Here is a 26223-nt window from a genome sequence, read left to right on the forward strand (position 1 = left end):
GGAGTGAGAACGTGTCCATTATCCGCCAGCGAACGAAACATCTGATCTACTCGGGTCTGATAGGAGCCTTGACCACTGGCCTGCTTGCTTCGGGAGGATTTGTTTATACGGCTTTTCAGCATCGGAATAAGCTTGCCGAGCTTGAGTATCGTTATCAAGCCGACCTGTCGGAAGCTAAGTCCTCGGCGGCTAAGACCGAGAGGAGGAAGGTGGTTGTTCTGACCCGGGATATCGAAGCGGGAACAAGACTGGGAGACGAAGACATTAAGTATCTGGAAATGAATGCGGCGGATGCGCCTCAAGGAACGGACCTTGATCTGCGGCAGGTAGCCGGCAGAACCTTCAAGCTGGCCGGCGTTAAAAACACGCCAGTACTTTCTTCCATGCTGTATGAGGAAGGCGTGCTGCCCAAGGATGTCCGTCAGGAGGAATTCAGCGTAATCAGGCTTCCGAGTCTGCTGAAGAAGGACGATTTCGTCGATGTGCGCATCAGCTTTCCGACCGGCCAGGATTACATCGTACTGGCCAAAAAAAGAGTGGACAACGTCTCGGAAGATACGGTGTGGCTTAAGCTCGGCGAGAAGGAAATTCTCGATATGTCGAGCGCCGTCGTGGATGCTTACTTACACGGAGCGAAGCTCTATTCGCTCCCATACGTCGACCCCCAGATGCAGGACAAAGCCGAGCCTACCTACCCGGTCAACGCCAAGGTGCTTGAGTTGATCCGCACAGATCCGAATGTGCTGGAGACGGCTAAGCTTGAACTGATGAGAAGTATGAGGCATCTGCTGGATAAGGATCTGCAAAATATGGACGAAGCATCGAAGCAGAAAATAACGGCCGGTATTGGTTCGGGACGAACAGAAGATAACCTTACCGGAATCGGCCCCGTTCAGCGAGAGGAGCCTCCTTCGGTCGCCGGGCCTACAATCCGGCCGCCGGTCAAACCTGAGGCGGGCGCTGAGCCCGGCGGCTTCTCGGCCGGGTTAACCGGATCGTCCGGGAAAAATCCGGCGGTTAGCGCCGGGCCCGAAACGCCTCCTTCTGAAATCAGAGAGAGGCAGGAAGATATTTTCCGGGAAGCGGTACAGCCATGACCCGCCCGGCTCATAGAGGAGAGATTTCCATATGAAACTGCTTTGTGTTGGAGCGAAGGAACACAGCGACCTGCTTCTCGGCATTTGCCGGGTGGCGGCGGTTGCGGGAAGACGCGTACTGCTTATAGACGGAACGGCATCCCGCAGGCTGAGCTGCCTCGTCGCCCCCGGCCCTGAACCCGAATTGGTTCAGTATGACGAAATTGATGTGGCCTGTTATTTCAGCCGCATGTGTGAAGCTTTGGAACACGCATCTGCAAGCGGAGCGGTTTTGCAGGATTACGATCTCGTGATGGTCGATACGGACAGAGCCGACTTTCTGGGAAAGGAATGCACGTATCCGTTCGAAGGTTTCTTTCTGACAACGGCCTATGATAAGTACACGATGCGAAGAACGGAGGAACTGATTCGCTCACTGAATGAGGCCTGCCAGATAAACACCCTTACAAGTACGGTAATTATACGGGATGCGGTGGAATGCGGCATTGATGAGGAATATGTGGATAAAGTGCTGGCTCCTCTGCCGCTCATAACGCCTGACGAATATTACAAACTGCCTTTTGACGAAGTGGACCTTGCTGTGCGCATCGAAAGTGAGTACCAGGGAAAAATCGGAATCAGGCGCATGTCCAGAACGTACAGGAATGTGCTGCTGGCTATTACGAACGAAATAACGGGAGAGGACAAAGTCGTTCTCAAACGGACGATCAAACAAGCCATGAGGAGGAAAACGGGATGAGTCAGGTAGCGTTTTGGGCCCCGGTCAGGGGACACGGAGCCGCAACATCGAATGTGCTCGCTGTCTCTACGATGCTTGCGCTCGATTATTACGCACGGATTATGATTACGCATACGAAAAAAACGAGAACGGCGCTGGAGAACGCCTTCGGGAAGCCCTCTTCCCCGGGCAACAACCTGTTGTCGTTTAGCGAGTACGGGCTGGATGCTCTGGAGAGGCTGCTGCAAAGCGATAAGCTGACGCCCGAGTCAATCCAGGATTACACCAAACCGATCGTCAAGGACCGGCTGGACCTGCTTCCCGGATCGAGAAAGCCGCTCTCAGACCCGGATTGTTTCCGGGAAGAGACTCTGCCGTATATCGTAAACAGTGCCAGCCGTTACTATGATCTTACCTTTGTTGACGTCGGGGACGGATATAAGGAAGGCAGCTCCGAGGCCATTCTGCGCAACTCGGATCTGATTGTCGTCAATCTCAGTCAAAACCTTGAGCTGCTGGAGCGCTATTTTAACAAGGAGCTATGGACGGAAGCTCTGCAAAATAAACCTCTTCTGCTCGTTCTGGGCGATTATGACGGAAACTCCCGCTTCAATGCGGTTAACCTGGCCCGGAAATTCAAATGGAAGCAGCCGTTCTATACAGTACCGCACTGCACGGGTTATTTGGATGCCTGCGGGGATAAAAACCTGCTTGAGTTTTTTCTGCGGAATCGAAATGCGGGCCCGGGTCATTCCTCTTATGTGTTCATTACGGAGGTCAGGAAGCTGATCAAAGCTCTTCTCAACCGGTTGGGCCTCGATTCGAAGCTAATGCAGGAAAGGGGAGCCTAGCCATTTATGCCGACAGACAGATTAAATCTCACTTTGATCGCCATAGCGGTTGTTTTTGCGGCAGTATGGCTTTTTACTAAAACGGGAGGCTGGCGCGGCAGAAAATCTTCGGGTTCAACAACCGGGAAAAGTTACTCCATAGAAGCAATGACAGTATTTATTAAAGAAGCTTTTGCCGAGATGACGGCGGGTGAGGCAAAGGAACTCCGAATGTCCGAGGAGGAATACCGGCGCAGCCGGAATAAAAGGCTTCAGCTGAAGCGAGCCTTGAAGGGGTGCGGACACGGTGATCTGCAGGACAAAAGATTTGTGAAATCGGTCATCACAGATCTGCTGACAGGAGTTTACGGACTCAGCGAAACGACTGTTCACCTCTCTCTGCCTTTTCACGAGCCCGGGCAGTTCACGGCGCAGGACCGGTTTGATATTCTGCTTCATCTTTATGGTAAAAAATACGGATACGACGGTCTTCACGAGCTGATCCGGAAGCATAAGCTGGATGCCGTTAAGCAGGTGATCGAAGACGGCCGAACGCCTTCCTACATCGTCACGGCGGAAGATGTCGGGCATGTATTTCGCAAGGAAGCGGGGCTGCTGTCGTTTCAGGATAAGCTGGAAATTGTAGTCCAGCGGATTTATCAGCATTACAAGGGTTTCGGCGTGATCGATGCCATTCGCGAGATGCACATCGACGGTGTTTCGGGAGGCGTTTCGGGAGCGCTCCCGGACAGTGCGGGGTATTATGGGGGCCCCCTTGCGGAGCGATTGGCTGAAGGGATTCACGGGCATAGGAAAGAGTACATTACGGCGTACGATAGCGTGTGGATTTTTTACCGGGGAAAATCCATTCACCTTCCGTTTCTCAGTTTCGGTACTCTTGAAGAGCTGCGGCGGGTCTGTCAAAACATCTACAAATATAATTATCCGGGTCAGCTTTCCGAAACGAACGGATACAAAGTGAACGATATGAAGGACGGCTCCCGTGTCGTAGTGGTCCGGCCTCCCTTTTCGGAATCATGGGCGTTTTTCGTCCGCAAGTTCGATCTGCCGAACGCCTCGCTTGACCAGCTTGTTCAAGGCGGCAATGCCGGACTGGCAGTCGGGCTCATCCGCCACCTTGTCAAAGGGTGCCGGATCACGGCTGTGACGGGGGCTCAGGGCAGCGGGAAAACAACCCTGCTGATGGCTATGGTGCAGTCCGTCTCGGCGACATTGACGCTTCGCGTACAAGAGATGGCGTACGAACTTCATCTGAGAAACTTATACCCGCAGCGCAATATTTTAAGTTTCCGGGAAACGGAGCACATTACGGGGCAGCAGGGGCTCGACGTGCAGAAAAAAACGGACGGTGCCGTCCATATTTTGGGGGAAGTGGCGACCGACACGGTAGCCGCCTGGATGATTCAAATGGCTCAGGTAGCGAGTTTGTTCACGCTTTTTACCCATCATGCCAAAACCTTCGCCAGCCTTATCGATTCGCTCCGCAACTCTCTGCTCAAAACGGGAATGTTCCAAGATGAAGTCATGGCCGAAAAGCAGGTCATCCGCGTGATTCATTTTGACATCCATCTGCGTAAAAATGCCGACGGAACGCGTTTTATAGAACGCATAACCGAATGCGTTCCGCTCGAAAGCGGTTTGTATCCGAGTGAAAAGATGGACTTGACCGGCAAAGATGCTCTGGATCTTCCGGGTTTTCTTCAGGATGCCTCCGAATTTTTCCGGCGGACAACGGACCGCAAGCTTTACGAACAGCGAAACATTGTGGAGTACCGGGATGGTGCCTACCGGGCCTGCGCTCCAATCAGTCTCCGTAATACCGGGGAAATGCTGGACCATATGACGCCTGCGGATGCCCGGGCATTCGAAAGGTTTTTGGAAACGCACTGGGGAGGCGATTTGGTTGCCGCTTCGTGACTGGCTGCTCGGGATCGCTTTAACCAGCGCCTGTGCCGCATGCTTTATCTGGCTTCTATACATATACACGGTAAAAAGACGGTCTAAGCTGAGCGGTTACGGGGAAGACGACCTTCAAAAGCTGCTCTCCCCTGTAAAAGGGGACGGAAGAAAACGGATCGGGCTGCTGTACGGGAACTTATACGACTTTGCGATCAAAGCTCCTGTAATTTCCCGCTATACGCAGCGTGTACGCCGGAGGATCGCTCCTTTATACTCGTACGACGAGAGCATGATTCGGACGGAAGCCGGACGGATTACGCTGTTTGCTCTCCTTATCGCCTGGTTCACCGCGGGACTAATTTTTCTTTTCTATCCGGATGTTTCGTATATGCTCATGATATTGCTCGGCAGTCTTGTTCTCCACGGTATTCTTACGGATACGCTTGTTCACAGGTCCGAAGACCGGCTGCTCCGGCAAATGACTGAATTTTTAACGGATGTCCGGCACTATTATCACCAGCACGGGATGGTGGATGAGGCGGTTTATGACGCCGCCCAGATCGCGCCGAAACAGATGTCTTCCCATGGGGAAGCGTTGTACGGCACTTTGACCTCCGACCATCCCGAGCGAAGCCTGGAAATATACTACGAGCATGCGCCGAACCGGTTTTTGAAAAGCTTTGCGGGCGTTTCTTTTCTAGTCAGGGAATTTGGAGACAAGCTGCTTCCGCACGGTTCCATGTATTTGCATGCCCTCAGTAAAATCACTTCCGAAATCCGCCTCGAAATACTTCGTAAAGAGAAACTCCATTACCTCTTAAAAGGACTTTCCGTTATTGCAATCTCCCCCATTATGGCTGCCAAACCCATTGAAATGTGGGCGCGGCATAACTTCCCGGCGATGGATGAATTTTATACGGGGGCCGCGGGATTTGCGGTCAAAACAGGCATCTTCGTACTGATCATCGTCTGTTTTATCCTTCTCAGAAAGCTTCAGGACACAGCAGATGAAACAGGAAACCGAAGATCAGAGCGGAAACCGCCAGAGCGAAAATGGCTAAATAACCGGCTGGTGAACGCAGCTACGCAGAGATTCATCCCCGATATCCGTTCCGTTGAACGTGTAAGGATGCAAAAACTGCTTAAGGAAGCCGGTTCCCCCCTGCTGCTTGAATGGCTTACACTCCGCCGTCTCGTTACGGGACTCGCTTGCTTTCTTCTCATGCTTGCCGTGTTTCTTGTTATGCAGAAACTGACTCTTCAGCAGGTTTATTTTTCGCCGGCCCCGAATCAGGCGATGTTCGGCAGCCTGTCTCCGCTGGAAACACGGAAAGCGCTGGAAACGGCGGCCTTTGACCGGAACGTCATTCAGAACTTGAAGCGGCCCGGCAGAGAGCTTCGTGAAACGATAGCTGAGGAGATGCGGCGGCAGGGACTTCAGCCGGATCCGGCCGCCCTTAACAAAGCGGAAGAACGGATTAAAGACAAGCTGGAGCGGATTTCGGGAGCCTACTTAAACTGGAGGCAGCTTATATTCTCTTTTATTGCCGGATGGGCGGGCTATAACAGCCCGGTTTGGCTACTGCATATGCAGAAACGAATGAGGAGAATGGAAATGAAAAACGAGGTGGACCAGTTTTATACCCTTCTGACCATCCTGGCTCATTTCGAACGAATGTCGGTTGAGCAAATACTGGAATGGCTGGAGCGTTTTGCCGTCCAGTTTCAATCTCCGCTCTCCGCATGTCTGCTCGATTACGAAGCGGGGGCGGATGAAGCGCTCGAAAAGCTGAAGGAGGAAGCTCCCTTTACTCCGTTTGTTCGTCTGGTTGAACGGCTTCAGGCTGCGGCTAACCATATTCCGGTCAAACAGGCGTTTGACGATCTGGAAGCGGAGCAGCAGTATCACTTCGAACAGCGAAAGCAGGATTATGAACGGTTAATCGAAACCAAAGCCGGCTGGGGACGCTGGATCGGTTTTGCTCCCATGTATGCGCTTGTTTTCCTGTACTTGGTCATTCCGCTCGTGTATATGAGCATGCAGCAGATGAATTTGTATTATCAGCAGATCGGTAAAATTTCTTAATAACAAAGGAGCCGGATTACAATGGGGAACGCACAGAAAGCACTGATAATGGCGGCAGGTTTTTTCCTGGCCATCGCGCTTATTACGATTGCCGTGGTGATGTTTATTTCAGCCCAGGATGCCACGAAAGCGGCACAAAATAATTTTTCAGATATTCAGACGGAGCTTTCCCAAACGGCTTTTACCGTATACGACAATACCGTGGTTTCGGGCAGTCAGGTTGTCAACGCGCTGCGCAAATTTGCCGATAAAGAGCAGTTCGGCATTCAGGTACAAACCGGCAAAAATCCGGTAGGTTCCTGGTATACGAACAAAATCGATACCGCGTCACCGTCAAGCAGCAATTACGGTACGGTAATTTCCCCGATATCCAGGGATGCCGTTACGAACGCCACTCTGGAGTCCCATGTCGATTACGTGAATCCCAGCGGTAAATTCAAAGCGCGCATTATTAAGGACAAAAGCAATGTGATCCGCGCGCTTGAATTTATGCAGCAGTAGGCGAAGCGGTGAACAGTGCAGTTCGCTCCATGCTATTCGCCGGTGTTTCAGTGTGCATGTTCCTCTCGGCTGTAGTCTCGGGGATGATGCTGCTTCAAGAAGTACGGGGAGCCGCTGCGCATACTTATTTATCCCGGAAGCTGCTCGATTATAACCAGCAGCCCGCTACCGCCGGACTTGAAGAGTCTGTGGTAAAAGGGACGGATCTGATTATGGCCCTTTACTTGAATGCCGGGGAACCTTACGACATCGAGGTAAACGGCAAACGGTACCCGGGCGGGCGGCAAAAAGACGAAACGGATCCGACCGGAATAGATCCCGCTGCGGCTTACCGTTCGTATGTGATCCGTGATGCCGCCGGAACGCTGAAACGAATCGTGTATACGTCGCCTTGATCGCTAGAACTAGAGGGGGAGGGAAAGGGTGGATACGATCAGCAAAGCCTTTGTACTGATTTTAGCGATTCTGCTGCTGTACATTTATCCGTTGTCGGATTCGGCCGCCAGAGAGGACGATCTGACACGTGTGATCGCATTCGAGACGATCACACGTTTTGTCGACAACGTGCGTGATAAAGGAGTCCTGACACCGGTCATGTACGAACAACTGCAAAAGGAGCTGGCCGCTTCCGGTCAGGAGTTTGATGTCCGCATGGAACATAAGCACAAGCGGTACGTGCCCGTGTATGATGACCAAGGCCGGTTCGGAGAGAAATACACGGTGGAAGACGAAATCTTTTACAACGCGCAGATTTTTCCCGTGCTGTTTCCTGAAAACCCGCCACCGCCTGACCATAGGGACCGTAGTTACAGACTTGGCGCGGGAGACTTTTTCGCCGTGTCCGTACAGAGTCTGAACCGTACTCCGGCAGGGGTCTGGCAGGACGCCTTAAACGGGACGAACACGCCCGGCGGACAGCTTTTTATGCCGTACGGGGGAATGGTCCGCAATGAAGACAGCTAAACTGGTCATTTTCTTTGTCCTCATTTATGTGCCCTTCGCCTGGACGAACAAATTTGACACACATGCCCAGTTCCAAATGCTTTTTTTGGAGACGAAATACGATGCCGCTGTAAACGCGGCCGTCCAGGACGGCGCCGCAGCCCTAACCGTTAATGAGAAACAGAAGGACGAGGCTCGGTATGAATCCATGAAGAAAGTTCGGGTAAACCGGAAAGCGGCGGTTGACAGTTTTTATAAAACCCTGTATTCGAATTTCGGTGTGTCGGAAGATGCGGTAGGCCGGCAGGTACTCGATTCCTATCTCTCGGCGCTCCTCATTGTCGGCTATGACGGCTGTTACTCCTACACCTTCGAAACCTACACGGGAGAGGACGGTCTCGCGAGGAGCCGAAGGCTGGAGGGACCGAAACGTCCGTACACCTACAGGGACGCGACGGGAGAAATTATCGCCTTTACGCTGGATGAATACGTAACCGTAAAAAGCGCCTCCGGAACGGGCTGGACAGAAGGCTTCCGGAACGAGATCGGGTCTCAAACGCAAGCGGCGGTTTTAAAGCCGGGGGGACGCTTTGACGAGGTCAGAAGAGGCGCGATTATAGATACGATCCGGAGCGAACTCGAAAACGCGATCCGGGAACACAATGTTCAATCGCGCGGGTTGGGGGCAGCCTATACGTTTACGCTCCCCCTTCTGTCGGGCGAAGAATGGAGCAACACGATCGACGATGTGGGGATGCTCGCTTTTGTGCAAGGCATTCCGGTGGGATACCGGACCTATAACAATTATGCGCTGGGAGGGGCAAAAATTGTGAAGCGGCCCGTATATTACGGCTACCGCCAGGATAACATTCCTTATTTCACGGGCAGCGGGTGCCCGCGTTCCGCAGAGATTTTGGAAACCTTCGCAAGTCCCAAAACCGCTGCCGCAGCCGGTTATTATCCGAAGGAATGTAACAACGGACGGAAGTAAACCCCACTTTTTCCGCACGGAACAAAGAAAGCGCTCTACCGAAAAAGATTGTCCGATAAAATTGACATCCGCTCCGTGGAACGTTTATCATCAAGTCAACGATGAGTTCGATGCGGCTTCCGCACATTTTGTGATGCCACGTTTCATTTATAACTGTAGTGGTTTGACGTCATAATGCGGTTCGCGGGCGGAATCAGCCTGTCGGGCGGTTTGGCCGGTCTGTACTATCGGGGCACGGGTACATGAAAGAACTGGAACATGCGGCATGCGGAATCAGGCGCAGATGCTTGGGGAAATCTATGGGAATGTGGAAAACACCGGGCAATGTGCTTTTTTTCACACAAGTTTTTGTCTGGTCTTAAACGTGTGCCGCTCCGATTCCTGCCGGCAAACGCAAGCCCGGAAGCTTTGCCTCGAGCCGGGAGCAGCGGTCCCTGCATGGTCCTTTAACGGAGAATGCCGCCGTTTATCCCGAGCGGGTCGAATCCATCCTTCGGCAGCCGTTCTGACACCAAGTGGGAGCGGTGACGATCTAATACGAGAGGAAAGGGTGTTTGATTCATGTCCAAACAGCAAATTGGTGTAATCGGTCTTGCGGTCATGGGTAAAAACCTGGCGCTTAACATCGAGAGCCGCGGCTTTACCGTTTCCGTTTTTAACCGCTCGCCTGAGAAAACGAAAGAACTTCTTGAAGAGGCGGCCGGACGAAACCTGGTCGGCACTTTCAGCATGGAGGAATTCGTGCAGTCGCTCGAAACTCCGCGCAAAATCTTAATTATGGTCAAAGCAGGCCAAGCGACCGATGCGACCATTGAGCAGCTCGTTCCGCTTTTGTCCGAAGGAGATATCCTGATCGACGGCGGCAACGCCTACTTCCCGGATACCCAGCGCCGCAACAAAGAACTTGAAGCACGCGGTATCCGCTTTATCGGCACGGGCGTTTCCGGCGGCGAAGAGGGCGCGCTCAAAGGCCCGTCCATCATGCCTGGGGGACAGAAAGACGCCTACAAGCTCGTAGAACCGATCCTGACGGCCATCTCGGCCAAAGTGAACGGCGACCCTTGTTGTACGTATATCGGTCCTGACGGAGCCGGTCATTACGTTAAAATGGTACATAACGGCATCGAATACGGCGACATGCAGCTGATCTGCGAAGCTTATCAACTGCTTAAAGACGTGCTGAATGTCAGCACGGAAGAGCTTCATGAAATTTTCACGGAATGGAATAAAGGGGAGCTGGACAGCTACCTGATTGAAATTACCCGTGATATTTTCACGAAGTACGACGAAGAAACCGGCAAGCCGATGGTCGACGTTATCCTCGACTCGGCCGGACAAAAAGGCACGGGCAAGTGGACCAGCCAAAGCTCCCTGGATCTGGGCGTGCCGCTTTCCATCATTACGGAATCCGTATTCTCCCGCTTCCTGTCCGCCATGAAAGAAGAGCGGGTAGCCGCAAGCAAAGTGCTGAACGGTCCGTCCGTGAAGCCGTTTGAAGGCAGCCGCGAGGAGTTCATCGAAGCGGTCCGCAAAGCTCTGTACGCGAGCAAAATCGCTTCGTATGCACAAGGCTTCGCTCAAATGCGCGCAGCTTCCGAAGAATACAACTGGAATTTGAGCTACGGCGAAATCGCCATGATCTTCCGCGGCGGCTGCATTATCCGCGCCCGCTTTCTGCAAAACATCAAGGATGCGTACGACCGCGATCCGGAACTCCGCAACCTGCTTCTGGACGAATATTTCAAAAACATCGTGGAAAATTACCAGGATGCTTGGAGAAACGTCGTTTCCGTAGCCGTAACGCGCGGGATTCCCGCACCGGCTTTCGCTTCCGCGCTGGCTTATTACGACAGCTACCGCACCGAGCGCCTGCCGGCCAACCTTCTTCAAGCACAGCGCGATTATTTCGGCGCGCATACGTTCCAGCGTGTGGATAAAGAAGGCTCCTTCCACTATAACTGGCTCGATAACTAAAAACGGAACCCGAACCGAGCTCCGTTTCGCTTCTCCGGACACTGCATCCGATTTTGCGGCCTACAGACGGGAAAACGGCAGCATCCGTGCTTCCCTAATCTTTTGCCGGTGAGGAATCCCGCTTCACGGGGGATTCATTTTCGAAGAGACCGTACGAAGCCTCTTTCAGACAGCTTTTGATACGGTCGGCTTCCTGATCGAAGGCGCTTCTGCGATGGACAAGCATCATGGACACTTCGGCGAAAGATTCAAAGTTTTTCAAAAGACGCGGCTGAGTAAGTTCCTTTAACCGGGGATCCTGCTCAGCCATTTTTTTACGTATAAACTCTAGCGCCCAGACTACGTCGTCTCTGCAGAGCATGTACGAGGGCTGAAGCATCTGATTCAACCGGCAGGAAGCGTTCCGGCCGGGATTGGGGATTCCGGGATGAGGCATCAATCTGACATCGCTCCTTGTAATCTACTGATCCTTCTACGGATTACGTACGCACTTTCATTTTTGCTGTCTTTGAAAAGGTTTATTCACTATACCATATGAAATTGATGCAATTTGTATTCATCCGGGGCTTTTGCTGTGATATGATAGTGGAAAGTTTAAACCGAGAGAGGATCGACGGGCACGATGAGCACACAACCGAGATCAAATATAGTGCTGATTGGGTTTATGGGCACTGGTAAAACGACTGTCGGGTTAAAGTTGGCTGATCGGCTGGGTTGGCCTATGATAGATACCGATGAGGAAATTGTAAAAAAAGCCGGAATGTCGATTCCCGAGCTGTTCGCCGCGCACGGGGAAGCGCATTTCCGTACTTTGGAGCGTGAGGTGATCCGGGAGACACTGGCCGGCAGCCATCGCGTGATTTCAACCGGAGGCGGTGCCGTATTGGCTGAGGAGAACCGGGCGCGCATGAGCGAGCGGGGCTTTGTCGCGGCTTTGTCCGCAAGTTTGGAAACCATCGTGGAACGGGTTAAAAACGACTCCAACCGGCCTTTGCTGCAGGGGAGCGGACTGGAAGAAAAGGTCCGTACGATGCTCCAGGAACGTCAAGATGCGTACAGGTTTGCCGACCTTACAATCGATACGTCACCGCTTGCCGCGGACGACATTGCCGAACACATCTTTAACGCCTGGACAAAAGAACGGCTGAATCGGGAAGAGCTTTCAGGCTGACCGGGCCGCTTGCCCGGCAACGGCTTAAAGCTGTTCCCAGGCGAGCATTCCGCCTTCCATGTTTTTCAAATTCGCGAAGCCTTGGGACTCCAAGAAATCGTATGCTTTCCCGCTCCGGTTGCCGCTGCGGCAAACCAGGACGACTTCGCCTTCTTTAGGGATTTCGTGAAGACGGGTGTGAATTTCCATCAAGGGAATCGATTTGGCACCGGCAATTTGGCCGGCCGCGACTTCTTCGGGCTCGCGTACGTCGATAACGCACAGAGGCTCACCCGCCGCAAGCCGGGCTTTCAATTCCGAGGGTTGAATCTTATTCATATTAAGCGCACCTCCTATGTTCTCGTTTTCCCTGTAACTATACAAAACCCGGAAGCACGGAGTCAAACCGCTCCGGACTTCCCCAGCATCTTCTTTAAAGCAAAATGCGGGACAGAATGGGTGGTTTGCTCATGAAAAGTTGGATTATTGGAGCGGCCGGCGTGTTCGGAGCCCTGTCCCGGTACGGGTTATCCGTTCTCTGGAACGAAGGGGACGGATCCTTCCCGTGGGGCACGCTGGCCTGCAATATGATCGGCTGCCTGCTGATCGGTTATTTCAGCGAAGCTCTGCTGCCGAAATGGCCGCAGGAACTGCGGGCGGCGGTTACGACAGGCTTTATCGGCGCTTTCACGACGTTTTCCACCTTTAGTGTGGAAACGGTCCGGATGCTGCAGGATCAACGAGTGTTCCTAGCCCTGCTGTACATTGGAGTCAGTCTGTTCGGAGGACTCATTGCCGTCAATCTGGGCACGGCAGCCGCGCACCGCGGGAAGAGGAGAGCCTTATGAACGCGGGCTGGATGAATGTGCTGCTCGTAGGGGCCGGAGGATTCGTCGGCTCCATTGCCAGATACAAGCTGGCGGGCTGGGTCCAGAGCCGGAGCGCTTCCCCGTTCCCTTTCGGTACGCTGGCCGTTAATCTGACCGGCTGTTTTTTTCTGGGCTGGCTGCTCGGGCATGTATCGGACGCTGCCTTGTTAATCGGACTGGGCACGGGCTTTACCGGCGCCTTCACGACGTTTTCCACTTTAAAGCTGGACAGCTGGAAGCTGAGAAAGAATAAACGGTTTAATCTGGAGCTGATCTACCTGGCCGTGAGTTATTTGGCCGGAATCGGGTTGGCTTTTGCCGGCTTTTACATATAAACAGAAGACAGTACACAGTACACAGACCATCATCGATCAAAAGGAGAGAACAATCATGAATTCCATGAAAGCCATTGTAAAAGCGACACCGAGCCTGCAGGGAGAAATCCAGGCGCTGTCTTCCAAAAATTACACGACCCGCTACCTTCTAATTGCCGCGCTGGCCGAAGGTACGAGCACCATTCATTATCCGGCCCACAGTGAAGACAGTGACGCCATGCGCCGCTGCATCCGCGATTTGGGAGCGGTTATCGAAGAAGACGAGCATAAGATGGTCATTAAGGGATTCGGCAAAAACCCTCTCCCGGTCAAAGAACTAAACGTCGGCAACGCGGGAGCGGTTCTCCGTTTTCTGATGTCTACCGCAGCCCTTTGCCAAAGCGAAGTGACTTTCATTAATCAATATCCGGAATCGCTCGGCAAGCGGCCCCATCTGGATCTCATTCATACGCTGAAACAAATGAACGTCGAAGTCGAACATAATGAAGGCCGTCTGCCGATAACTATTAAAGGGGGACAGCCCCGCGGAGGCAAAATTACCGTGTCGGGCAGCGTAAGCTCGCAGTTTTTGAGCTCTCTGCTGTTTTTGACTCCTCTGCTTCAAGAAGACAGCGAAATCGAAGTGCTTCACGATCTGAAGTCCAAAGTCATTGTCGGACAAACGCTGGAAGTGCTCGAACAAGCAGGGATTCGCGTGGAAGCCAGCGAAGATCTTATGCATTACCGGATTCCCGGCAATCAGTCCTACCGTGCGCAGGAGTATGTCGTACAAGGGGATTATCCGGGGTCTGCTGCGATTCTGGCGGCGGCCGCGGTTACCGAGTCGGATGTAACCGTGCACCGGCTGGACGAAAACAGCCGTCAGGGCGAGAAAGCCTGCGTGGACGTGCTTCGTGCCATGGGCGTCTCGCTGACTCATAAGGATGGAATCGTGCGCGTACAAGGTACGGGCCGGCTTAAAGCCGGTGAATTCGACGGCGATCATTTCACCGATGCGGTGCTTGCTATGGTAGCGGCCGCGGTGTTCGCGGAAGGCACCTCGCGTTTTTACAACGTGGAGAATCTCCGCTACAAAGAGTGCGACCGGATCACGGATTTCCTGAACGAACTGCGCAAAGCGGGAGCCGACGTGGAAGAGCGTCAAAGCGAAATCATTGTCCACGGCCGGCCGGAAGGTCTTGAAGGCGGCGTGGAAATTAACGCGCATTACGACCACCGCGTCATTATGGCTCTGTCCGTGGCAGGACTGCGGAGCAAGCAGGGGCTTGTTATCCGTGACGCCCACCATGTGGCCAAATCTTATCCGCAGTTTTTCGATCATATGATTTCACTCGGAGCGCACATCGAATTAACGAACGAATGAATGGGTGAATAGGATGCGCATTATTTGGAGGGGCATGAAAGTAACATTCGGTTTCTTTCTGATCCTCGGATTATTGTTCTCAGGCGGTTTTATGTCTGTGATGCTATATGCCAAAATAAGCGGGCAGGACGTTCAGACCGTCATGGCCATGGACGCCAAGCTGGAAAAACAGCCGGGACCGGAACCGGAGCAGCAGCCGGCGGAGCAGGTTCAAGAGCCGCCGAAAACGAAGGCCATGATCGATGCCCCCGTTATCGCGCAGAAACCCGAGCTGCCGTCCGGCTGTGAAATTACGTCGATCGCGATGATGCTTCATTATAAAGGCATCAAGCTGGACAAAATGCAGCTGTACGACGAAATGCCGAAGGACCCGACTCCGATCGTCTGGAACAAAGACGGGACCATCGCCTCCTGGGGACATCCGAACATCGGCTACGTGGGAGACGGTACCGGTAAGTCCAAAGGCTTCGGAATTTACCACAAGGCGCTGTTTCCGCTGTTAAAGTCGTATATTCCTTCCGCCGTAGATTTAACGGGCGAATCCTTCGACGTGTACGAAAAACAGATCGCGAACGGCCATCCGGTCGTCGTTTGGACGACCATTGGCTTCGTAATGCCGACCCGCTGGTCCGAGTGGAATACATCCATCGGCCCGATCCGCGCGACATTTTCGGAGCATGCGGTTTTAATGGTCGGTTACGACGAGACGTCCGTATACGTGAACGATCCGTGGACGGGCAGCAAAAATGTCCGCCTGGATAAAAAGCTGTTCATCGGCATCTGGGAAGCGATGGGCAAGCAGGGCTTGTCCTATACGGCTGATTAAGTACAGACAGCGGCAGTGCCGGTTTTATATTAGCGAAAAGGAGTGTTTTTCATGCCTTTTGAAAACCCGTCCAGAGACGAAATCAAAACATTGCTGTCTTCCGCCGGCCCTATTGCCGTAGTCGGTTTGTCCGACAACCCGGAAAGGGTATCGCATATGGTATCGGCCGCGATGAAGTCCCGCGGATACGAAATTATTCCGGTCAATCCGAATGCGGAAGAGATTTTGGGCGGCACAAGCTATCCCAGTTTGTCCGATATTCCCGGAAACGTGGATATCGTCAACGTTTTCCGCAGAAGCGACCAGGTTGTGCCGATCGCGGAGGAAGCGGTCCGCAAGGGAGCCAAAGTTTTGTGGCTTCAGCAGGGCGTTTATAACGAAGAAGCGGCCGAAATTGCCAAGCGCGGCGGGTTGACCGTCGTTATGGACCGCTGCATCAAAGTCGAAGATGCGATTTTGAATCCGAGAGGCAACTGAACCGGCAAGGTTCCTGTTTAAAGTATGGAAACCCGACTAAAGCGCAAGCTGTAGTCGGGTTTTATTTTTCCCTCAAAAAATTTCTCGGGACGGTTCATAATTTTCGCGGGTCCTGCAAACAATAGGGGAGGCTCCAGAACAAGGAAAGACTTGTCTGGAAGACTCATTAATTTCCTTAAAGGAGGAACTCCGCATGTACAACCAGTATCAAAATCAAGCTGGTATCGGCTCCCAGTCCCAGTATCAAAACAAGTTCCAGCCGACCGGTTATGTTCAATCTTCGTACGGTCAAAACCAGTTCCAAAATTCCCAATACGGCAGCTACCAAAACCCGCAATCGTTCCACACGGCTAACTACCGCGGCAACCAACCGGGCCATGACAGCTACCTGCGTTCGGATTCCCAAACGCCAGCACAACAGCAAGGCTTCGGACAAGGCTCCTACGGCCTGAATCAATCTTTCGGTTCCCAAGCTTTCGGCAACCAAGGAAATCAATCCTACACGAGCCAGCAACAAGGCTACGGCCAATTCGCTTCCCCTCAGTCTTATCACACGGCTAACTACCGTGGCGATCAGCCGGGACACGACAGCTACCTGCGTTCGGATTCCCAGACTCCAGCACAGCAGCAAGGTTTCGGCCAAGCTTCTTTCGGTTTGAGCCAATCCACTGCAGGCCAAGGCTATGGCTCCCAAAACTTCGGTTCCCAGTCCTACGGTCAAGCCTACGGCCAAGGCTACGGCACGCAAAGCTATTCCCAAGCCGTGTCTCCGCAGTCTTACCACACGGCTAACTACCGCGGCGACCAGCCGGCTCATGACAGCTACCTGAACTCCGATTCCCAAACTCCTGCTCAGCAGCAGTTCGGCGGCGGTTTCTCCAGCAGCGTAGGTTCCGCTCAATCCGGCCGTATCAACTCCGGTCTTCCGTACACGACAGGTACGTTTTAATTAAAAGCTGACGATCGCTCACAGCATCGTTCGGCGCAAGCTGCCAGCAAGCGGGTCTTCGGACCCGCTTATTTGTTTTTGACAAAAAGTGCGGCAGCCATTAGGATCGAAATAGAGAGGAGGCAGGGCTTAAGTTGAACTGGATGGGAAATTTGCAGCAATTCGGGCGTTCTTTAATGCTTCCGATGATTACGCTCCCTGTTGCCGCAGTACTTATACGACTGGGAATCCTGCCATGGGACAGTATGGGGGCGGCATGGCTCGGCGACATGATGCTGCTTGCGGGTCATACTATTTTTACATATTTGCCGCTCGTATTTGCGGTTGGCGTTGCGCTCGGCTTGACGGAGAACGCGGGCATCACAGGGCTTTCCGCACTGATGAGCTACTTTTTATTCACCGTACTGACCCAGCATCAGCTGGGCGAAACGTTTCAACTGGGCGTCGCGGGAGGAATTCTGATCGGTCTGCTATCGGCGGTCGCGTACCACCGGTGCAAGCGAATCCAACTCCCCGAATACGTGCAGTTTTTCGGAGGGCCACGGATGGTCCCGCTTATTATGGGAGTCGTTACGCTCATTCTGTCCATTCTGATGATCAAGCTGGGCCCTCTCCTGGAGAACGGGATGGAGCAGCTGACGGCATGGGTTCTCAGCCTGGGCGGATTCGGCGCTTTCTTGTACGGCATCGCGCATCGTCTTCTTGTGCCTTCCGGACTTCATTATATCCTGAACAATTTCTTCTGGTTTCAGCTGGGTGCCTACAAAGAACCGAACGGAGACATGGTGTACGGCGATCTCCCCCGTTTCTTCGCGGGTGATCCTACGGCCGGAGCCTACATGGCCGGATTGTATCCGATTATGATGTTCGCGCTTCCCGCAATCGCCTTCGCCATTATTCACGAGGCGCGGGAAGATTTGAAGCCGCATGTACGGGTAACTTTTTTGACGGCGGCGCTGACATCTTTTCTGACCGGTGTCACGGAACCGATTGAATTCGCCTTTCTGTTCGTGGCTCCTTATTTGTTCGTGATTCATGCCATTTTATCCGGTTTCGCCATGTGGATCGCGTATGCGCTTAATATTTCGCATGGATTCTCTTATTCCGCCGGAGCTATCGATTTTGTCATTAACGAGCATTTGTCGCGCAACGGGTGGATGCTCATTCCCATCGGGCTTGTATTCGGAGCGGTCTATTATGTCATGTTCAGGTACGCCATCCGGCGTTACCGCATTCCGACCCCGGGACGGGAAGAAGGCTCATCCCTTGAAGAATGGGCGGGCGACATCCCTTACCGGGCGCCGCTTATCGTCCAAGCGCTCGGAGGCAAGGGGAATATCAAGAAAATCGAAGCCTGCATTACAAGGCTGCGGCTGACGCTTGAATCCGACCGTCTCATGGATATCGCGGCGCTGAAGCATTTGGGGGCGGCCGGGGTCATCCGTTTGGGCGGCGGCAACGTGCAGGTTGTTTTCGGCACATTCTCGGAATTGATCCGGGAAGAAATCATGAAGCTGCTGCGTAAAGACATCCAGCTCGTGCTTTTCAGCTCACCTATGACGGGGAGAATGATTCCCCTGGAAGAAGTTCCGGACCGCATCTTTGCCGCAAAAATTGTCGGCAGCGGGGTTGCTTTTATACCGGATAAAGGAGAGCTGCTGTCGCCGGTTGCCGGTAAAATCATGCACGTCTACCCGACGATGCATGCGCTCGGAATTCAGACAGAGGAAGGGCTTGAAGTTCTGCTGCACATCGGCATCGACACATCCACATTAACCGGAAATTTCTTCGAGGCCCAGGTAAAGCCCGGAGACGAGGTAGAAGCGGGGCAGCTGCTGATCCGTTTTAACTACAATCAGTTAAAGAAGCACGCCAAATCGCTGGCCACCCCTATGGTGATTACTAATTCGGACCGTGTCAAATCATGGAGCTTCGCCCCTTATAAATCCGTTAAAAAAGGGCAGGCGTCCGTGATGTCCGTTGTGCTGAAAAAACCGGAACAGAGCGGAGGGACTTCAAATGTTTAAAGGGATAGGAGCTTCATCGGGGATCGCCATGGGTCCCGCATACGTGATCCCCGCCTGGGACTGGGAGTTCCCGGATAAAATGGTGGACGCCACAGATTTGTCGTTTGAATTCGAACGGCTGTATGACGGGATTCGTTCGTCCAAAGACGAATTGGAACATATCAAGCAAGAGATCCGGGACGTCCTCGGCCAGGAGCAGTCGTATATTTTCGACGCCCACCTGGCGATTTTGGAAGATCCCGTGTTTATGAACGAAATTCAGGGCATCATCAGCCGGCAGTATAAAGCCGCGGAGGTGGCCGTCAAAGAAGTGATCGACAAATTCGTCGAAATGTTCGACGTGCTGGACGATGACTATATGAAAGAACGGGCCATGGACATCAAAGACGTAGGCAACCGTCTGCTAAAGCATCTGCTGGGCAGCGGCGACGACATCCCGCCTCCGGTGGATCACTCGTATGTTTTGGTGGCCAAAGAGCTCACCCCTTCTCAGCTCGTGCATCTGGACCCGGCCCGTGTTCTCGGTATCGTCACGATGATGGGCGGGCTCACTTCGCACACGTCGATTATGAGCCGGGCAATGGGAATCCCCTTCGTGCTGGGACTGGAGGGCAAGCTCATTCGGCCCATTCAGAACGGAGATTTGATGATCGTGGACGGCGAGGAAGGGATCGTCTATGTGAACCCGGACAGCGCCACCGTGGAGCTCTACGAGTCGCGTAAGACGGACTGGCTGATGCACCGGGAGCGCCTGCAGGAAATTGCTCATGTCCCGTCCATGACCCAGGATCATAAACAGGTCCGGCTGGCGGCGAACATCAGCTCGATCAAAGAAATCGATCAGGCGCTCAAAAACGGCGCCGTCGGGGTCGGCTTATTCCGTTCGGAATTCCTGTACATGGACCGCGACTCGCTTCCGGACGAAGAGGAGCAGACCGAGGTGTACAAACAGGCGGCGGTCAAGCTGGACGGCAGGCCGCTCATCATCCGCACGCTGGATATCGGCGGCGACAAGAAGCTGGATTATCTTCCGCTTCAGGTCGAGGAGAACCCGGCACTGGGATGCCGGGCTATCCGGATCTCGCTGGAGCGGCGCGAGCTGTTCAAAACCCAGCTCCGCGCGATTTTGCGGGCCTCGCACTTTGGTCAAGTAAAGCTTATGTACCCGATGATCTCTTCGCTCGGGGAGCTCAGGCAGGCCAACGCGCTGCTGGCCGAAGCCAAGCAGGAGCTGAGAAGCCGGGGCAAGCCTTTTAACCCGGATATCGAGGTCGGCTTGACCATCGAAGTGCCGGGCGCGGCCCTGATCGCCGACATTCTGGCGAAAGAAGTCGATTTCTTCAGCATCGGAACCAATGATCTCACTCAGTTCGTGCTGGCGGTCGACCGGATGAACGACAGCATCGCGCACTTGTATAACCCGTATCATCCCGCCGTTATCCGGCTGCTGAAGCTGACCATTGACGCGGCCAAGGCGGCCGGTATCCCCGTCGCCGTATGCGGCGAGTTCGCGGGGGACATCCGCGCGCTTCCTATATGGCTCGGTCTCGGCATCGAAGAGCTGAGCATGTCCATCCAGCTTATCCTTCCGATCAAGCACCGTCTGCTGACGAGCAATCACGCCGAGTGCGAACGCCTGCTTCAGGAAGTGCTGAAATGCGGATCCAGCGAGGAAATCGAGCAGGTGCTGCGGCAGGCGGATTCCAGATCGAGCGCTTCTTAACCCGTTTTCACTAAACAAGGAGGGATTTACTATGACCGTACAGGATTTGAAAGGCCAGCGCATACTGGCGTTTGTCGATGAGGAATTTGAGGATCTGGAAATGTGGTACCCCGTTCTGCGCCTTCGGGAAGCGGGGGCAGTCGTCGATATCGCGGGGCCTAAAGCGCGGGAAATCTATCACGGCAAATACGGCGTGCCGATTACGACGGATGTCGCCTTCGAAGACGTAAGCGCGGCCGATTATGACGGGCTGTACGTGCCTGGCGGCTGGGCGCCCGATAAACTGCGCAGATATGCCGATGTTCTGCGGTTTACCCGCGAGATTCACGAAGCGCAGAAACCGATTGCGCAGATTTGTCATGCGGGCTGGGTTTTGATTTCGGCCAAAATCGTGGAAGGCTATACGATGACCTCTACGCCCGGCATCAGGGACGATCTTGAAAATGCCGGAGCGATCTGGGTGGACGAGGAAGCCGTGGTCGACCGCAATATCGTTTCGGGACGGCGCCCCCCGGATCTGCCCGCTTTTATGAAAGCTTTTATCGAGGTGCTGATTCAGAAGAAAGCTTCCAATTAGCGTTTTGCGCCTAAGATTATGCCGTTTGCGGAATAAATTTAAATTTTCAAAAAAAGGGAATATGTGACAGTCTCCGAAAAGCAGGAATATCATTCACTCGGATAGAAGTAGCTTAAGTAAGACGAAGACAGCAAGTTTCTATCGGCTGCTAAAGGAGTGAGTGATTATGCAAAAAGGGTACTGCTGCGGACAACCGGTTCATCTATGTCTCAGGACCGTCGTATTTCAACAAAAGGTTGAGATTGAAAACGTACCCATCTACTCATGCGAAGCATGCGGGAAAAGCGTTGTTTATTCGAGCGTAAAGCCTAAAGTGACGGAATTGATCGATACGCTGGGCCCGGAGCCGGAAAAGCAGATCCTGCGGTTCGAGGACGTGTCCGAAGTGGCCTGTCTCATCGTCCGGCTTGCCTGTTCCTCCGAAGAAGGGTATGGGTTCAAGCAGGCGGTGGAGGAAAGGGTCAATGAGCTGCTGGATCTCTTGCTTCTGGCTGCCTCTGTCGGGGATACGGGCTGGACGGGGGAAATCCGCAGCAGACTCGCTCAAATCAGCGAGCATATGCTGACGGACGACCGGCTGCAGGAAGCTTTTGCGGATAAGACAAGGAGCTGACTGCAGGCGGCGACTTTCCTTACAAACCTGTCCGCCGGATGGGCTTGGACAAGATTTCAGCCGATTACTTAGCCAACTTGAACGATGAGATTCCTGCCGGAGCGGGTAAGATCATCGCCGGGTTGGCTTTCATGCGTATTTTTTGCTACTATTAGGTGTGAAAGTGTTTTAATTGCGAAAAGGGAAATAATGTCGTATGATAGTCTGTAATATGGCAAGGACGACGAATATTTGAATAAATGGAGAGAGTGACCGTGACCGTTACTATTTATGACGTAGCAAGAGAAGCAGGAGTATCGATGGCCACGGTTTCGCGTGTCGTCAACAATAACCCGAACGTGAAGCCGCAAACAAGGAAGAAAGTATTCGAAGCAATCGAACGGCTCGGTTACCGCCCCAATGCTGTTGCCCGGGGACTTGCATCGAAGAAAACAACGACAGTCGGCGTGGTTATCCCTGATATTTCAAACTCGATTTTCGCTGAAGTCGCGCGCGGAATCGAAGATATTGCGAACATGTACCATTACAATATTATTTTGAGCAACGCCGACAAGAAGAAGGAGAAAGAAATCCGCGTCATCAACACCCTGCTGGAGAAGCAGGTGGACGGGCTTCTCTTTATGGGCGGCGTGGTAACGGAAGACCACATCAACGCGTTCCGGACTTCCTCCGTTCCGGTTGTGCTCTGCGGCACGGCCGACGAGCAGAACGTAATGCCGTCCGTCGATATCGATCACGAGAAAGCGGCATACGATGCCGTGCAGCTTCTGATCGAGAGCGGCCACCGTACGATCGCTATGATCTCCGGGCCTCTTCAGGACCCGGCTAACGGCTTTGCCCGCTACCACGGCTACAAGAAGGCACTGGAGAACGCAGGCATCGAAGTGAACGAAGATTACGTAAGACTGGGCAACTACCGGTATGAATCGGGAATCGACGCGACGGATTATTTCCTGAAGCTGCCGACGCGCCCAACCGCTATTTTCTCGGCGACGGACGAAATGGCGATCGGCGCCATTCACAAAATCCAGGACGAAGGGCTTTCCGTACCGAAGGATATTTCCGTGATGAGTATCGATAATATCCGGATGGCTTCTATGGTGCGTCCTCAATTGACGACAGTGGCACAGCCTATGTACGATATCGGCGCCGTGTCCATGCGTCTGCTTACGAAATTGATGAACAAGGAAACGATGGAACTTACTCAAGTCGTTCTCCCGCATGAAATCATTAAGCGCAGCTCAGTGGCTCCTCGTTGAGCCGCTTTTTGTTGAGCGGAAAGTAGAGGATACACAAGAATGATAAATAAAATCGGTCTCATCGGTGCGATGAATGAAGAAATCGAGCTGCTTGTCGGCGGAATGAGCGGCGTAACCGAAACGACGAAAGCCGGCATTACATACAGGGAAGGCCAGTTTGAAGGCAAATCGGTTGTGGTTTGCAAATCGGGAGTAGGCAAGGTGAATGCGTCCGTCTGCACGCAAATTCTGATTGACGGCTTCGGCGTAGACGCCGTTCTGTTTACGGGCGTTGCCGGGGCGCTGGATCCCGAGCTGAACATCGGCGATATCGTGATCTCCACGTCCTGCATGCAGCATGACATGGATGTGACCCCACTTGGCTTCCCGCGCGGGGTAATCCCTTACGAGGAAATCTCGGTCTTCCAGGCGGACCCTGGGCTGGTTGAGCTGGCGGATGCGGCGAGCCGCGAGCTGTTCGAGGGAAGAACGAAGCAGGGACTCGTACTGTCCGGAGACCAGTTCGTCGCTTCGCGCGACAAAGTGGCGGAGCTTCACCAGGAGCTCGGCGGGACCTGTACGGAGATGGAAGGTGCGGCTGTGGCGCAGGTTTGTTCCATGAACAAAATACCGTTCGTCGTTATCCGGTCCATGTCCGATAAAGCGGACGGCTCGGCACACGTTAACTTTGCGGAGTTTACCAAGCAGGCTTCCGAAAATTCGCACCGGATCATTGAACATATAGTGCGCTCTTTATAACAGAGGCATATTAAAAAGGCTGACCGGGTTTCTCGACCGGTCAGCCTTTTTGATCAACGGTTTTGCATGCGGCCTTTACGACAGGCATCCGCGGGTGGTTGACCCAACCGTCATGTGACGCCGAGCACCACGCGTTGGGAGCTTCGCGCGAGGCGGAAGAAGAGCAGGCAAAATATAACGCAGGAATAAAAGCAAACTCAATAAAAAACCGCGGGGACCGCTCTTATTTTAAATAAAGCAGAGCGATCTCAACGGTTTTTTTGTTTTTCTCGGTAATAATTTCCCGGCGGGGGATCGGTTCCCAATCATCGACGGCATCGAGCCAGGTGGCAGGCAGCTTTACAGGGCTGCCCGGCTGATGCTCGGCAATCCAGGCAGAGGGCAGGGGAAGGAGCGGATTACTATCCAGCTCCTGAAGCAGAGGGTTGCCGGTCATGACGAGCCAGACCAGGCTCCAGGCACGCGGAACGACTCTGTAGATGTCGTATCCGCCGCCGCCGAGCGCAACCCAGCGGCCTTCGCACCACTTGTCTGCCAGCTCGCGGATAAGCTCGGGCATCCTTTTGTAGATCCGCATGGAACAGTGCACATGGGCCAGCGGATCAAGGGCATGCGCGTCGCAGCCGTGCTGCGACACGATGATATCGGGCTTGAAACGCTCAATCAGCGGCACCAGAACCGCTTCAAAGCTTTCAAGCCAGGAGTCGTCCTCGGTGTACGGCTCCACCGGAATATTCACGCAGGTGCCGAAAGCTTCGCCCTCGCCCCGCTCCGTCACATCGCCCGTCCCCGGAAATAAATACTTTCCGGTTTCATGGATAGAGAACGTGCATACGCGCGGATCGCTGTAGAAGCTCCATTGCACGCCGTCCCCGTGGTGGACATCGGTGTCGATATACAGCACCTTCGCGTTGTAATGCTCGGTCAGATGGGCGATGGCGGCTGAAGCGTCGTTATAGACGCAGAAGCCGGCTCCCTTGCTCTGCAGAGCGTGGTGCAGGCCCCCGCCCAGATGGAACGCGCGCTTTGCCCTGCCTGACATAACGGTATCTGCAGCTGTTATGGAACCGCCGACGACCATTGAGGTCACGTCGTGCATCCAGGCGAAATAGGGCGTGTCCTCGGTGTCCAGGCCGTACTTCGCGGCACTGTTTACCCATTCAAGCGAGGGAGAGAGCTCGCTAAGCGCTTTCACGGCGTCGATGTAAGCAGGCTGATGAACGCGGAGAAGCTCGTCATCCGTGGCTACACGTGGAGTGACGATTTCGGAGTCGTCCAGCGCTCCTGCTTTTCTGAGAAGGTCAATCGTGAGCAGCAGTCTTTTCGGATTAAACGGATGTTCCTCGTTGAACTTGTAGGTCGCTTCATGCTCGTTAAATACAAAAACCGATTCGTTCTTCATCTCGAGCTGTTCCTCCCGTAACCCAGGAAATGGTTCTTAATACATGAACCGTTGTTGAAAGCGGATGCGGTCGAACTGCTCGACGGAAGCGAGGGGAACTTTGCTTCCGATGCGAACCATCAGGCAGTTGGCCGGGTGCGAACATATTTCCGGATCGTCGGTGGCAAACCACACCATATCTACGCATTTCATCAGGTTTTCCATCATTTTGCGGTAATCCCACACACTGAGCCCGCTGCTTTCCAGGTCCCAGTGCCAATAATATTCGGTGGTGAACGTAATGACGTTTTCCAGCTGTCCGTCCGTAAACGCGAGCCGGATCATCTTCTTGCCGAGTCCGAGGTCCCGGTAGCTGTTAGCGACTTCGATGGCCCCGAGTTCAATCAGGTCGGGCATATTGCCTTGCGACCAGCGCTCGATTTCGTCCGGATAATGGAAGGTAACGTAGCCTACGATCCAGTCTCCGGTACGGGCGATAATAATGCGGCCTTCGGGCAATTCCGCGATTTCGACCAGAGCTTCGTGCTGGTCTCTCGGTTTTCGGAAAGCGTCAAGATCGGCATGCATTTGAAGGCTGCGCAGGTGATCGGGGGATACGGGTCCCTCCACGGTAATCTCTGCATCCAGGCCGGGCGGCACGAAAGAGTGCGAATGATAAATTTTTTTATGGTCCATGAGAGGGAGTCTCCTTAAAAGCGGCGTCGGTAACGCAGTTCTCTCTATACTCTCTTATATCACATTTATTGGCGAATTGAAAAGCAATAGGCAAACATATCCTGCTGTGATATAATATACATGGTGAAAAGCACGCTTTTCTTCCTGTCAGGCACATGGCATTCAAAAAAGATTGAAAGCG

The 26223-nt window shown here is 53.4% G+C and carries 27 protein-coding genes; 23 read left to right on the forward strand and 4 right to left on the reverse strand.

Annotation, left to right across the window (positions count from 1 at the left end):
• The first annotated feature begins 11 nt into the window (after nt 1-11).
• The 10 genes from C4S74_RS01990 to gndA all read left to right on the forward strand — a co-directional run bounded on the left by C4S74_RS01990 (nt 12) and on the right by gndA (nt 11059).
• On the forward strand, nt 12-1097 hold the full coding sequence (locus C4S74_RS01990; protein ID WP_103993685.1) for an SAF domain-containing protein: 1086 nt from the start codon (nt 12-14) through the stop codon (nt 1095-1097).
• A gap of 31 nt (nt 1098-1128) precedes the next feature.
• Nucleotides 1129-1836, forward strand: coding sequence for a hypothetical protein (locus tag C4S74_RS01995; RefSeq protein WP_103993686.1), 708 nt, complete (start codon nt 1129-1131; stop codon nt 1834-1836).
• Nucleotides 1833-2666: a hypothetical protein gene (locus C4S74_RS02000; protein WP_103993687.1), complete on the forward strand. Its 834-nt coding sequence runs from the start codon at nt 1833-1835 to the stop codon at nt 2664-2666. The genes C4S74_RS01995 and C4S74_RS02000 overlap by 4 nt, the downstream gene beginning before the upstream one ends.
• 6 nt (nt 2667-2672) lie before the next feature.
• Nucleotides 2673-4583: an ATPase, T2SS/T4P/T4SS family gene (locus C4S74_RS02005; protein ID WP_103993688.1), complete on the forward strand. Its 1911-nt coding sequence runs from the start codon at nt 2673-2675 to the stop codon at nt 4581-4583.
• On the forward strand, nt 4570-6651 hold the full coding sequence (locus tag C4S74_RS02010) for a hypothetical protein (RefSeq protein ID WP_103993689.1): 2082 nt from the start codon (nt 4570-4572) through the stop codon (nt 6649-6651). Before C4S74_RS02005 ends, C4S74_RS02010 begins: the two co-directional genes overlap by 14 nt.
• Nucleotides 6652-6672: 21 nt before the next feature.
• Nucleotides 6673-7152, forward strand: coding sequence for an ABC transporter permease (locus C4S74_RS02015; protein ID WP_103993690.1), 480 nt, complete (start codon nt 6673-6675; stop codon nt 7150-7152).
• An 8-nt stretch (nt 7153-7160) separates the two neighbouring features.
• On the forward strand, nt 7161-7547 hold the full coding sequence (locus C4S74_RS02020) for a hypothetical protein (protein WP_103993691.1): 387 nt from the start codon (nt 7161-7163) through the stop codon (nt 7545-7547).
• Nucleotides 7548-7575: 28 nt separating this feature from the next.
• The gene (locus C4S74_RS02025; protein WP_103993692.1) at nt 7576-8115 is read left to right on the forward strand and encodes a hypothetical protein; all 540 of its coding nucleotides are present in this window, start codon (nt 7576-7578) and stop codon (nt 8113-8115) included.
• The gene (locus C4S74_RS02030) at nt 8102-9085 is read left to right on the forward strand and encodes a hypothetical protein (protein ID WP_103993693.1); all 984 of its coding nucleotides are present in this window, start codon (nt 8102-8104) and stop codon (nt 9083-9085) included. The genes C4S74_RS02025 and C4S74_RS02030 overlap by 14 nt, the downstream gene beginning before the upstream one ends.
• 561 nt (nt 9086-9646) lie before the next feature.
• Nucleotides 9647-11059: an NADP-dependent phosphogluconate dehydrogenase gene (gene gndA / locus C4S74_RS02035; protein WP_103993694.1), complete on the forward strand. Its 1413-nt coding sequence runs from the start codon at nt 9647-9649 to the stop codon at nt 11057-11059.
• Between the two features lie 94 nt (nt 11060-11153).
• Here gndA and C4S74_RS02040 read toward each other — a convergent pair whose 3' ends face one another.
• Nucleotides 11154-11495: a hypothetical protein gene (locus tag C4S74_RS02040; RefSeq protein WP_308458001.1), complete on the reverse strand. Its 342-nt coding sequence runs from the start codon at nt 11493-11495 to the stop codon at nt 11154-11156.
• Nucleotides 11496-11681: 186 nt separating this feature from the next.
• On the opposite strand from C4S74_RS02040, the gene C4S74_RS02045 reads away from it, so the two are divergent.
• Nucleotides 11682-12230, forward strand: coding sequence for a shikimate kinase (locus C4S74_RS02045; RefSeq protein ID WP_103993696.1), 549 nt, complete (start codon nt 11682-11684; stop codon nt 12228-12230).
• Between the two features lie 24 nt (nt 12231-12254).
• Here the strand turns inward: C4S74_RS02045 and C4S74_RS02050 are convergent, their stop codons facing one another.
• Entirely contained in the window at nt 12255-12548 is a 294-nt protein-coding gene (locus C4S74_RS02050; protein ID WP_103993697.1) for a rhodanese-like domain-containing protein, read from the reverse strand.
• Between the two features lie 131 nt (nt 12549-12679).
• Here C4S74_RS02050 and crcB point away from each other — a divergent pair, with 131 nt between their 5' ends.
• From crcB to C4S74_RS02110, 12 genes are all read left to right on the forward strand, one after another.
• Complete coding sequence (gene crcB / locus C4S74_RS02055; RefSeq protein ID WP_103993698.1) at nt 12680-13057, forward strand: fluoride efflux transporter CrcB; 378 nt, start codon at nt 12680-12682, stop codon at nt 13055-13057.
• The gene (locus C4S74_RS02060; protein ID WP_103993699.1) at nt 13054-13413 is read left to right on the forward strand and encodes a CrcB family protein; all 360 of its coding nucleotides are present in this window, start codon (nt 13054-13056) and stop codon (nt 13411-13413) included. The genes crcB and C4S74_RS02060 overlap by 4 nt, the downstream gene beginning before the upstream one ends.
• A 64-nt stretch (nt 13414-13477) precedes the next feature.
• Entirely contained in the window at nt 13478-14776 is a 1299-nt protein-coding gene (aroA, locus tag C4S74_RS02065; protein ID WP_181024307.1) for a 3-phosphoshikimate 1-carboxyvinyltransferase, read from the forward strand.
• Between the two features lie 34 nt (nt 14777-14810).
• A complete protein-coding gene (locus C4S74_RS02070) occupies nt 14811-15602 on the forward strand; it encodes a C39 family peptidase (RefSeq protein ID WP_103993701.1) in 792 nt (263 codons plus the stop codon).
• 51 nt (nt 15603-15653) lie between these two features.
• Nucleotides 15654-16079 carry a CoA-binding protein gene (locus C4S74_RS02075; RefSeq protein WP_103993702.1) on the forward strand — a complete coding sequence of 142 codons (426 nt, stop codon included), beginning with the start codon at nt 15654-15656 and terminating at the stop codon, nt 16077-16079.
• 193 nt (nt 16080-16272) lie between these two features.
• Nucleotides 16273-17028 carry a hypothetical protein gene (locus C4S74_RS02080; protein WP_103993703.1) on the forward strand — a complete coding sequence of 252 codons (756 nt, stop codon included), beginning with the start codon at nt 16273-16275 and terminating at the stop codon, nt 17026-17028.
• 134 nt (nt 17029-17162) lie between these two features.
• Nucleotides 17163-19055: a glucose PTS transporter subunit IIA gene (locus tag C4S74_RS02085; RefSeq protein WP_103993704.1), complete on the forward strand. Its 1893-nt coding sequence runs from the start codon at nt 17163-17165 to the stop codon at nt 19053-19055.
• Nucleotides 19048-20778 (forward strand): phosphoenolpyruvate--protein phosphotransferase, encoded by a 1731-nt coding sequence (ptsP, locus tag C4S74_RS02090; protein ID WP_103993705.1) that lies wholly within the window; start codon nt 19048-19050, stop codon nt 20776-20778. The genes C4S74_RS02085 and ptsP overlap by 8 nt, the downstream gene beginning before the upstream one ends.
• 31 nt (nt 20779-20809) lie before the next feature.
• Nucleotides 20810-21355: a type 1 glutamine amidotransferase domain-containing protein gene (locus C4S74_RS02095; RefSeq protein ID WP_103993706.1), complete on the forward strand. Its 546-nt coding sequence runs from the start codon at nt 20810-20812 to the stop codon at nt 21353-21355.
• A gap of 166 nt (nt 21356-21521) precedes the next feature.
• A complete protein-coding gene (locus tag C4S74_RS02100) occupies nt 21522-21968 on the forward strand; it encodes a hypothetical protein (protein WP_103993707.1) in 447 nt (148 codons plus the stop codon).
• Between the two features lie 239 nt (nt 21969-22207).
• The gene (gene ccpA, locus C4S74_RS02105) at nt 22208-23227 is read left to right on the forward strand and encodes a catabolite control protein A (RefSeq protein WP_103993708.1); all 1020 of its coding nucleotides are present in this window, start codon (nt 22208-22210) and stop codon (nt 23225-23227) included.
• A 39-nt stretch (nt 23228-23266) separates the two neighbouring features.
• Nucleotides 23267-23965, forward strand: a complete 699-nt coding sequence (locus tag C4S74_RS02110) for a 5'-methylthioadenosine/adenosylhomocysteine nucleosidase (RefSeq protein WP_103993709.1) — start codon at nt 23267-23269, stop codon at nt 23963-23965.
• A gap of 223 nt (nt 23966-24188) precedes the next feature.
• Here the strand turns inward: C4S74_RS02110 and C4S74_RS02115 are convergent, their stop codons facing one another.
• Nucleotides 24189-25367, reverse strand: a complete 1179-nt coding sequence (locus C4S74_RS02115) for an acetoin utilization protein AcuC (RefSeq protein ID WP_103993710.1) — start codon at nt 25365-25367, stop codon at nt 24189-24191.
• Nucleotides 25368-25403: 36 nt separating this feature from the next.
• On the reverse strand, nt 25404-26042 hold the full coding sequence (locus tag C4S74_RS02120) for a GNAT family N-acetyltransferase (protein ID WP_103993711.1): 639 nt from the start codon (nt 26040-26042) through the stop codon (nt 25404-25406).
• Nucleotides 26043-26223: the final 181 nt, after the last annotated feature.

It is taken from the genome of Paenibacillus sp. UNC499MF (assembly GCF_900107975.1).
In the GTDB taxonomy this organism is placed as follows: Bacteria; Bacillota; Bacilli; order Paenibacillales; family NBRC-103111; genus Paenibacillus_F.

Bases quoted from the DNA above. Each gene is read 5' to 3' on its own strand.
- C4S74_RS01995 (WP_103993686.1), top strand. From the start codon at position 1,129: ATGAAACTGCTTTGTGTTGGAGCGAAGGAACACAGCGACCTGCTTCTC.
- C4S74_RS02000 (WP_103993687.1), top strand. From the start codon at position 1,833: ATGAGTCAGGTAGCGTTTTGGGCCCCGGTCAGGGGACACGGAGCCGCA.
- C4S74_RS02005 (WP_103993688.1), top strand. From the start codon at position 2,673: ATGCCGACAGACAGATTAAATCTCACTTTGATCGCCATAGCGGTTGTT.
- C4S74_RS02015 (WP_103993690.1), top strand. From the start codon at position 6,673: ATGGGGAACGCACAGAAAGCACTGATAATGGCGGCAGGTTTTTTCCTG.
- C4S74_RS02030 (WP_103993693.1), top strand. From the start codon at position 8,102: ATGAAGACAGCTAAACTGGTCATTTTCTTTGTCCTCATTTATGTGCCC.
- gndA (WP_103993694.1), top strand. From the start codon at position 9,647: ATGTCCAAACAGCAAATTGGTGTAATCGGTCTTGCGGTCATGGGTAAA.
- C4S74_RS02040 (WP_308458001.1), bottom strand. From the start codon at position 11,495: ATGCCTCATCCCGGAATCCCCAATCCCGGCCGGAACGCTTCCTGCCGG.
- C4S74_RS02045 (WP_103993696.1), top strand. From the start codon at position 11,682: ATGAGCACACAACCGAGATCAAATATAGTGCTGATTGGGTTTATGGGC.
- C4S74_RS02050 (WP_103993697.1), bottom strand. From the start codon at position 12,548: ATGAATAAGATTCAACCCTCGGAATTGAAAGCCCGGCTTGCGGCGGGT.
- crcB (WP_103993698.1), top strand. From the start codon at position 12,680: ATGAAAAGTTGGATTATTGGAGCGGCCGGCGTGTTCGGAGCCCTGTCC.
- C4S74_RS02060 (WP_103993699.1), top strand. From the start codon at position 13,054: ATGAACGCGGGCTGGATGAATGTGCTGCTCGTAGGGGCCGGAGGATTC.
- aroA (WP_181024307.1), top strand. From the start codon at position 13,478: ATGAAAGCCATTGTAAAAGCGACACCGAGCCTGCAGGGAGAAATCCAG.
- C4S74_RS02070 (WP_103993701.1), top strand. From the start codon at position 14,811: ATGAAAGTAACATTCGGTTTCTTTCTGATCCTCGGATTATTGTTCTCA.
- C4S74_RS02075 (WP_103993702.1), top strand. From the start codon at position 15,654: ATGCCTTTTGAAAACCCGTCCAGAGACGAAATCAAAACATTGCTGTCT.
- C4S74_RS02080 (WP_103993703.1), top strand. From the start codon at position 16,273: ATGTACAACCAGTATCAAAATCAAGCTGGTATCGGCTCCCAGTCCCAG.
- ptsP (WP_103993705.1), top strand. From the start codon at position 19,048: ATGTTTAAAGGGATAGGAGCTTCATCGGGGATCGCCATGGGTCCCGCA.
- C4S74_RS02095 (WP_103993706.1), top strand. From the start codon at position 20,810: ATGACCGTACAGGATTTGAAAGGCCAGCGCATACTGGCGTTTGTCGAT.
- C4S74_RS02100 (WP_103993707.1), top strand. From the start codon at position 21,522: ATGCAAAAAGGGTACTGCTGCGGACAACCGGTTCATCTATGTCTCAGG.
- ccpA (WP_103993708.1), top strand. From the start codon at position 22,208: ATGGAGAGAGTGACCGTGACCGTTACTATTTATGACGTAGCAAGAGAA.
- C4S74_RS02110 (WP_103993709.1), top strand. From the start codon at position 23,267: ATGATAAATAAAATCGGTCTCATCGGTGCGATGAATGAAGAAATCGAG.
- C4S74_RS02115 (WP_103993710.1), bottom strand. From the start codon at position 25,367: ATGAAGAACGAATCGGTTTTTGTATTTAACGAGCATGAAGCGACCTAC.
- C4S74_RS02120 (WP_103993711.1), bottom strand. From the start codon at position 26,042: ATGGACCATAAAAAAATTTATCATTCGCACTCTTTCGTGCCGCCCGGC.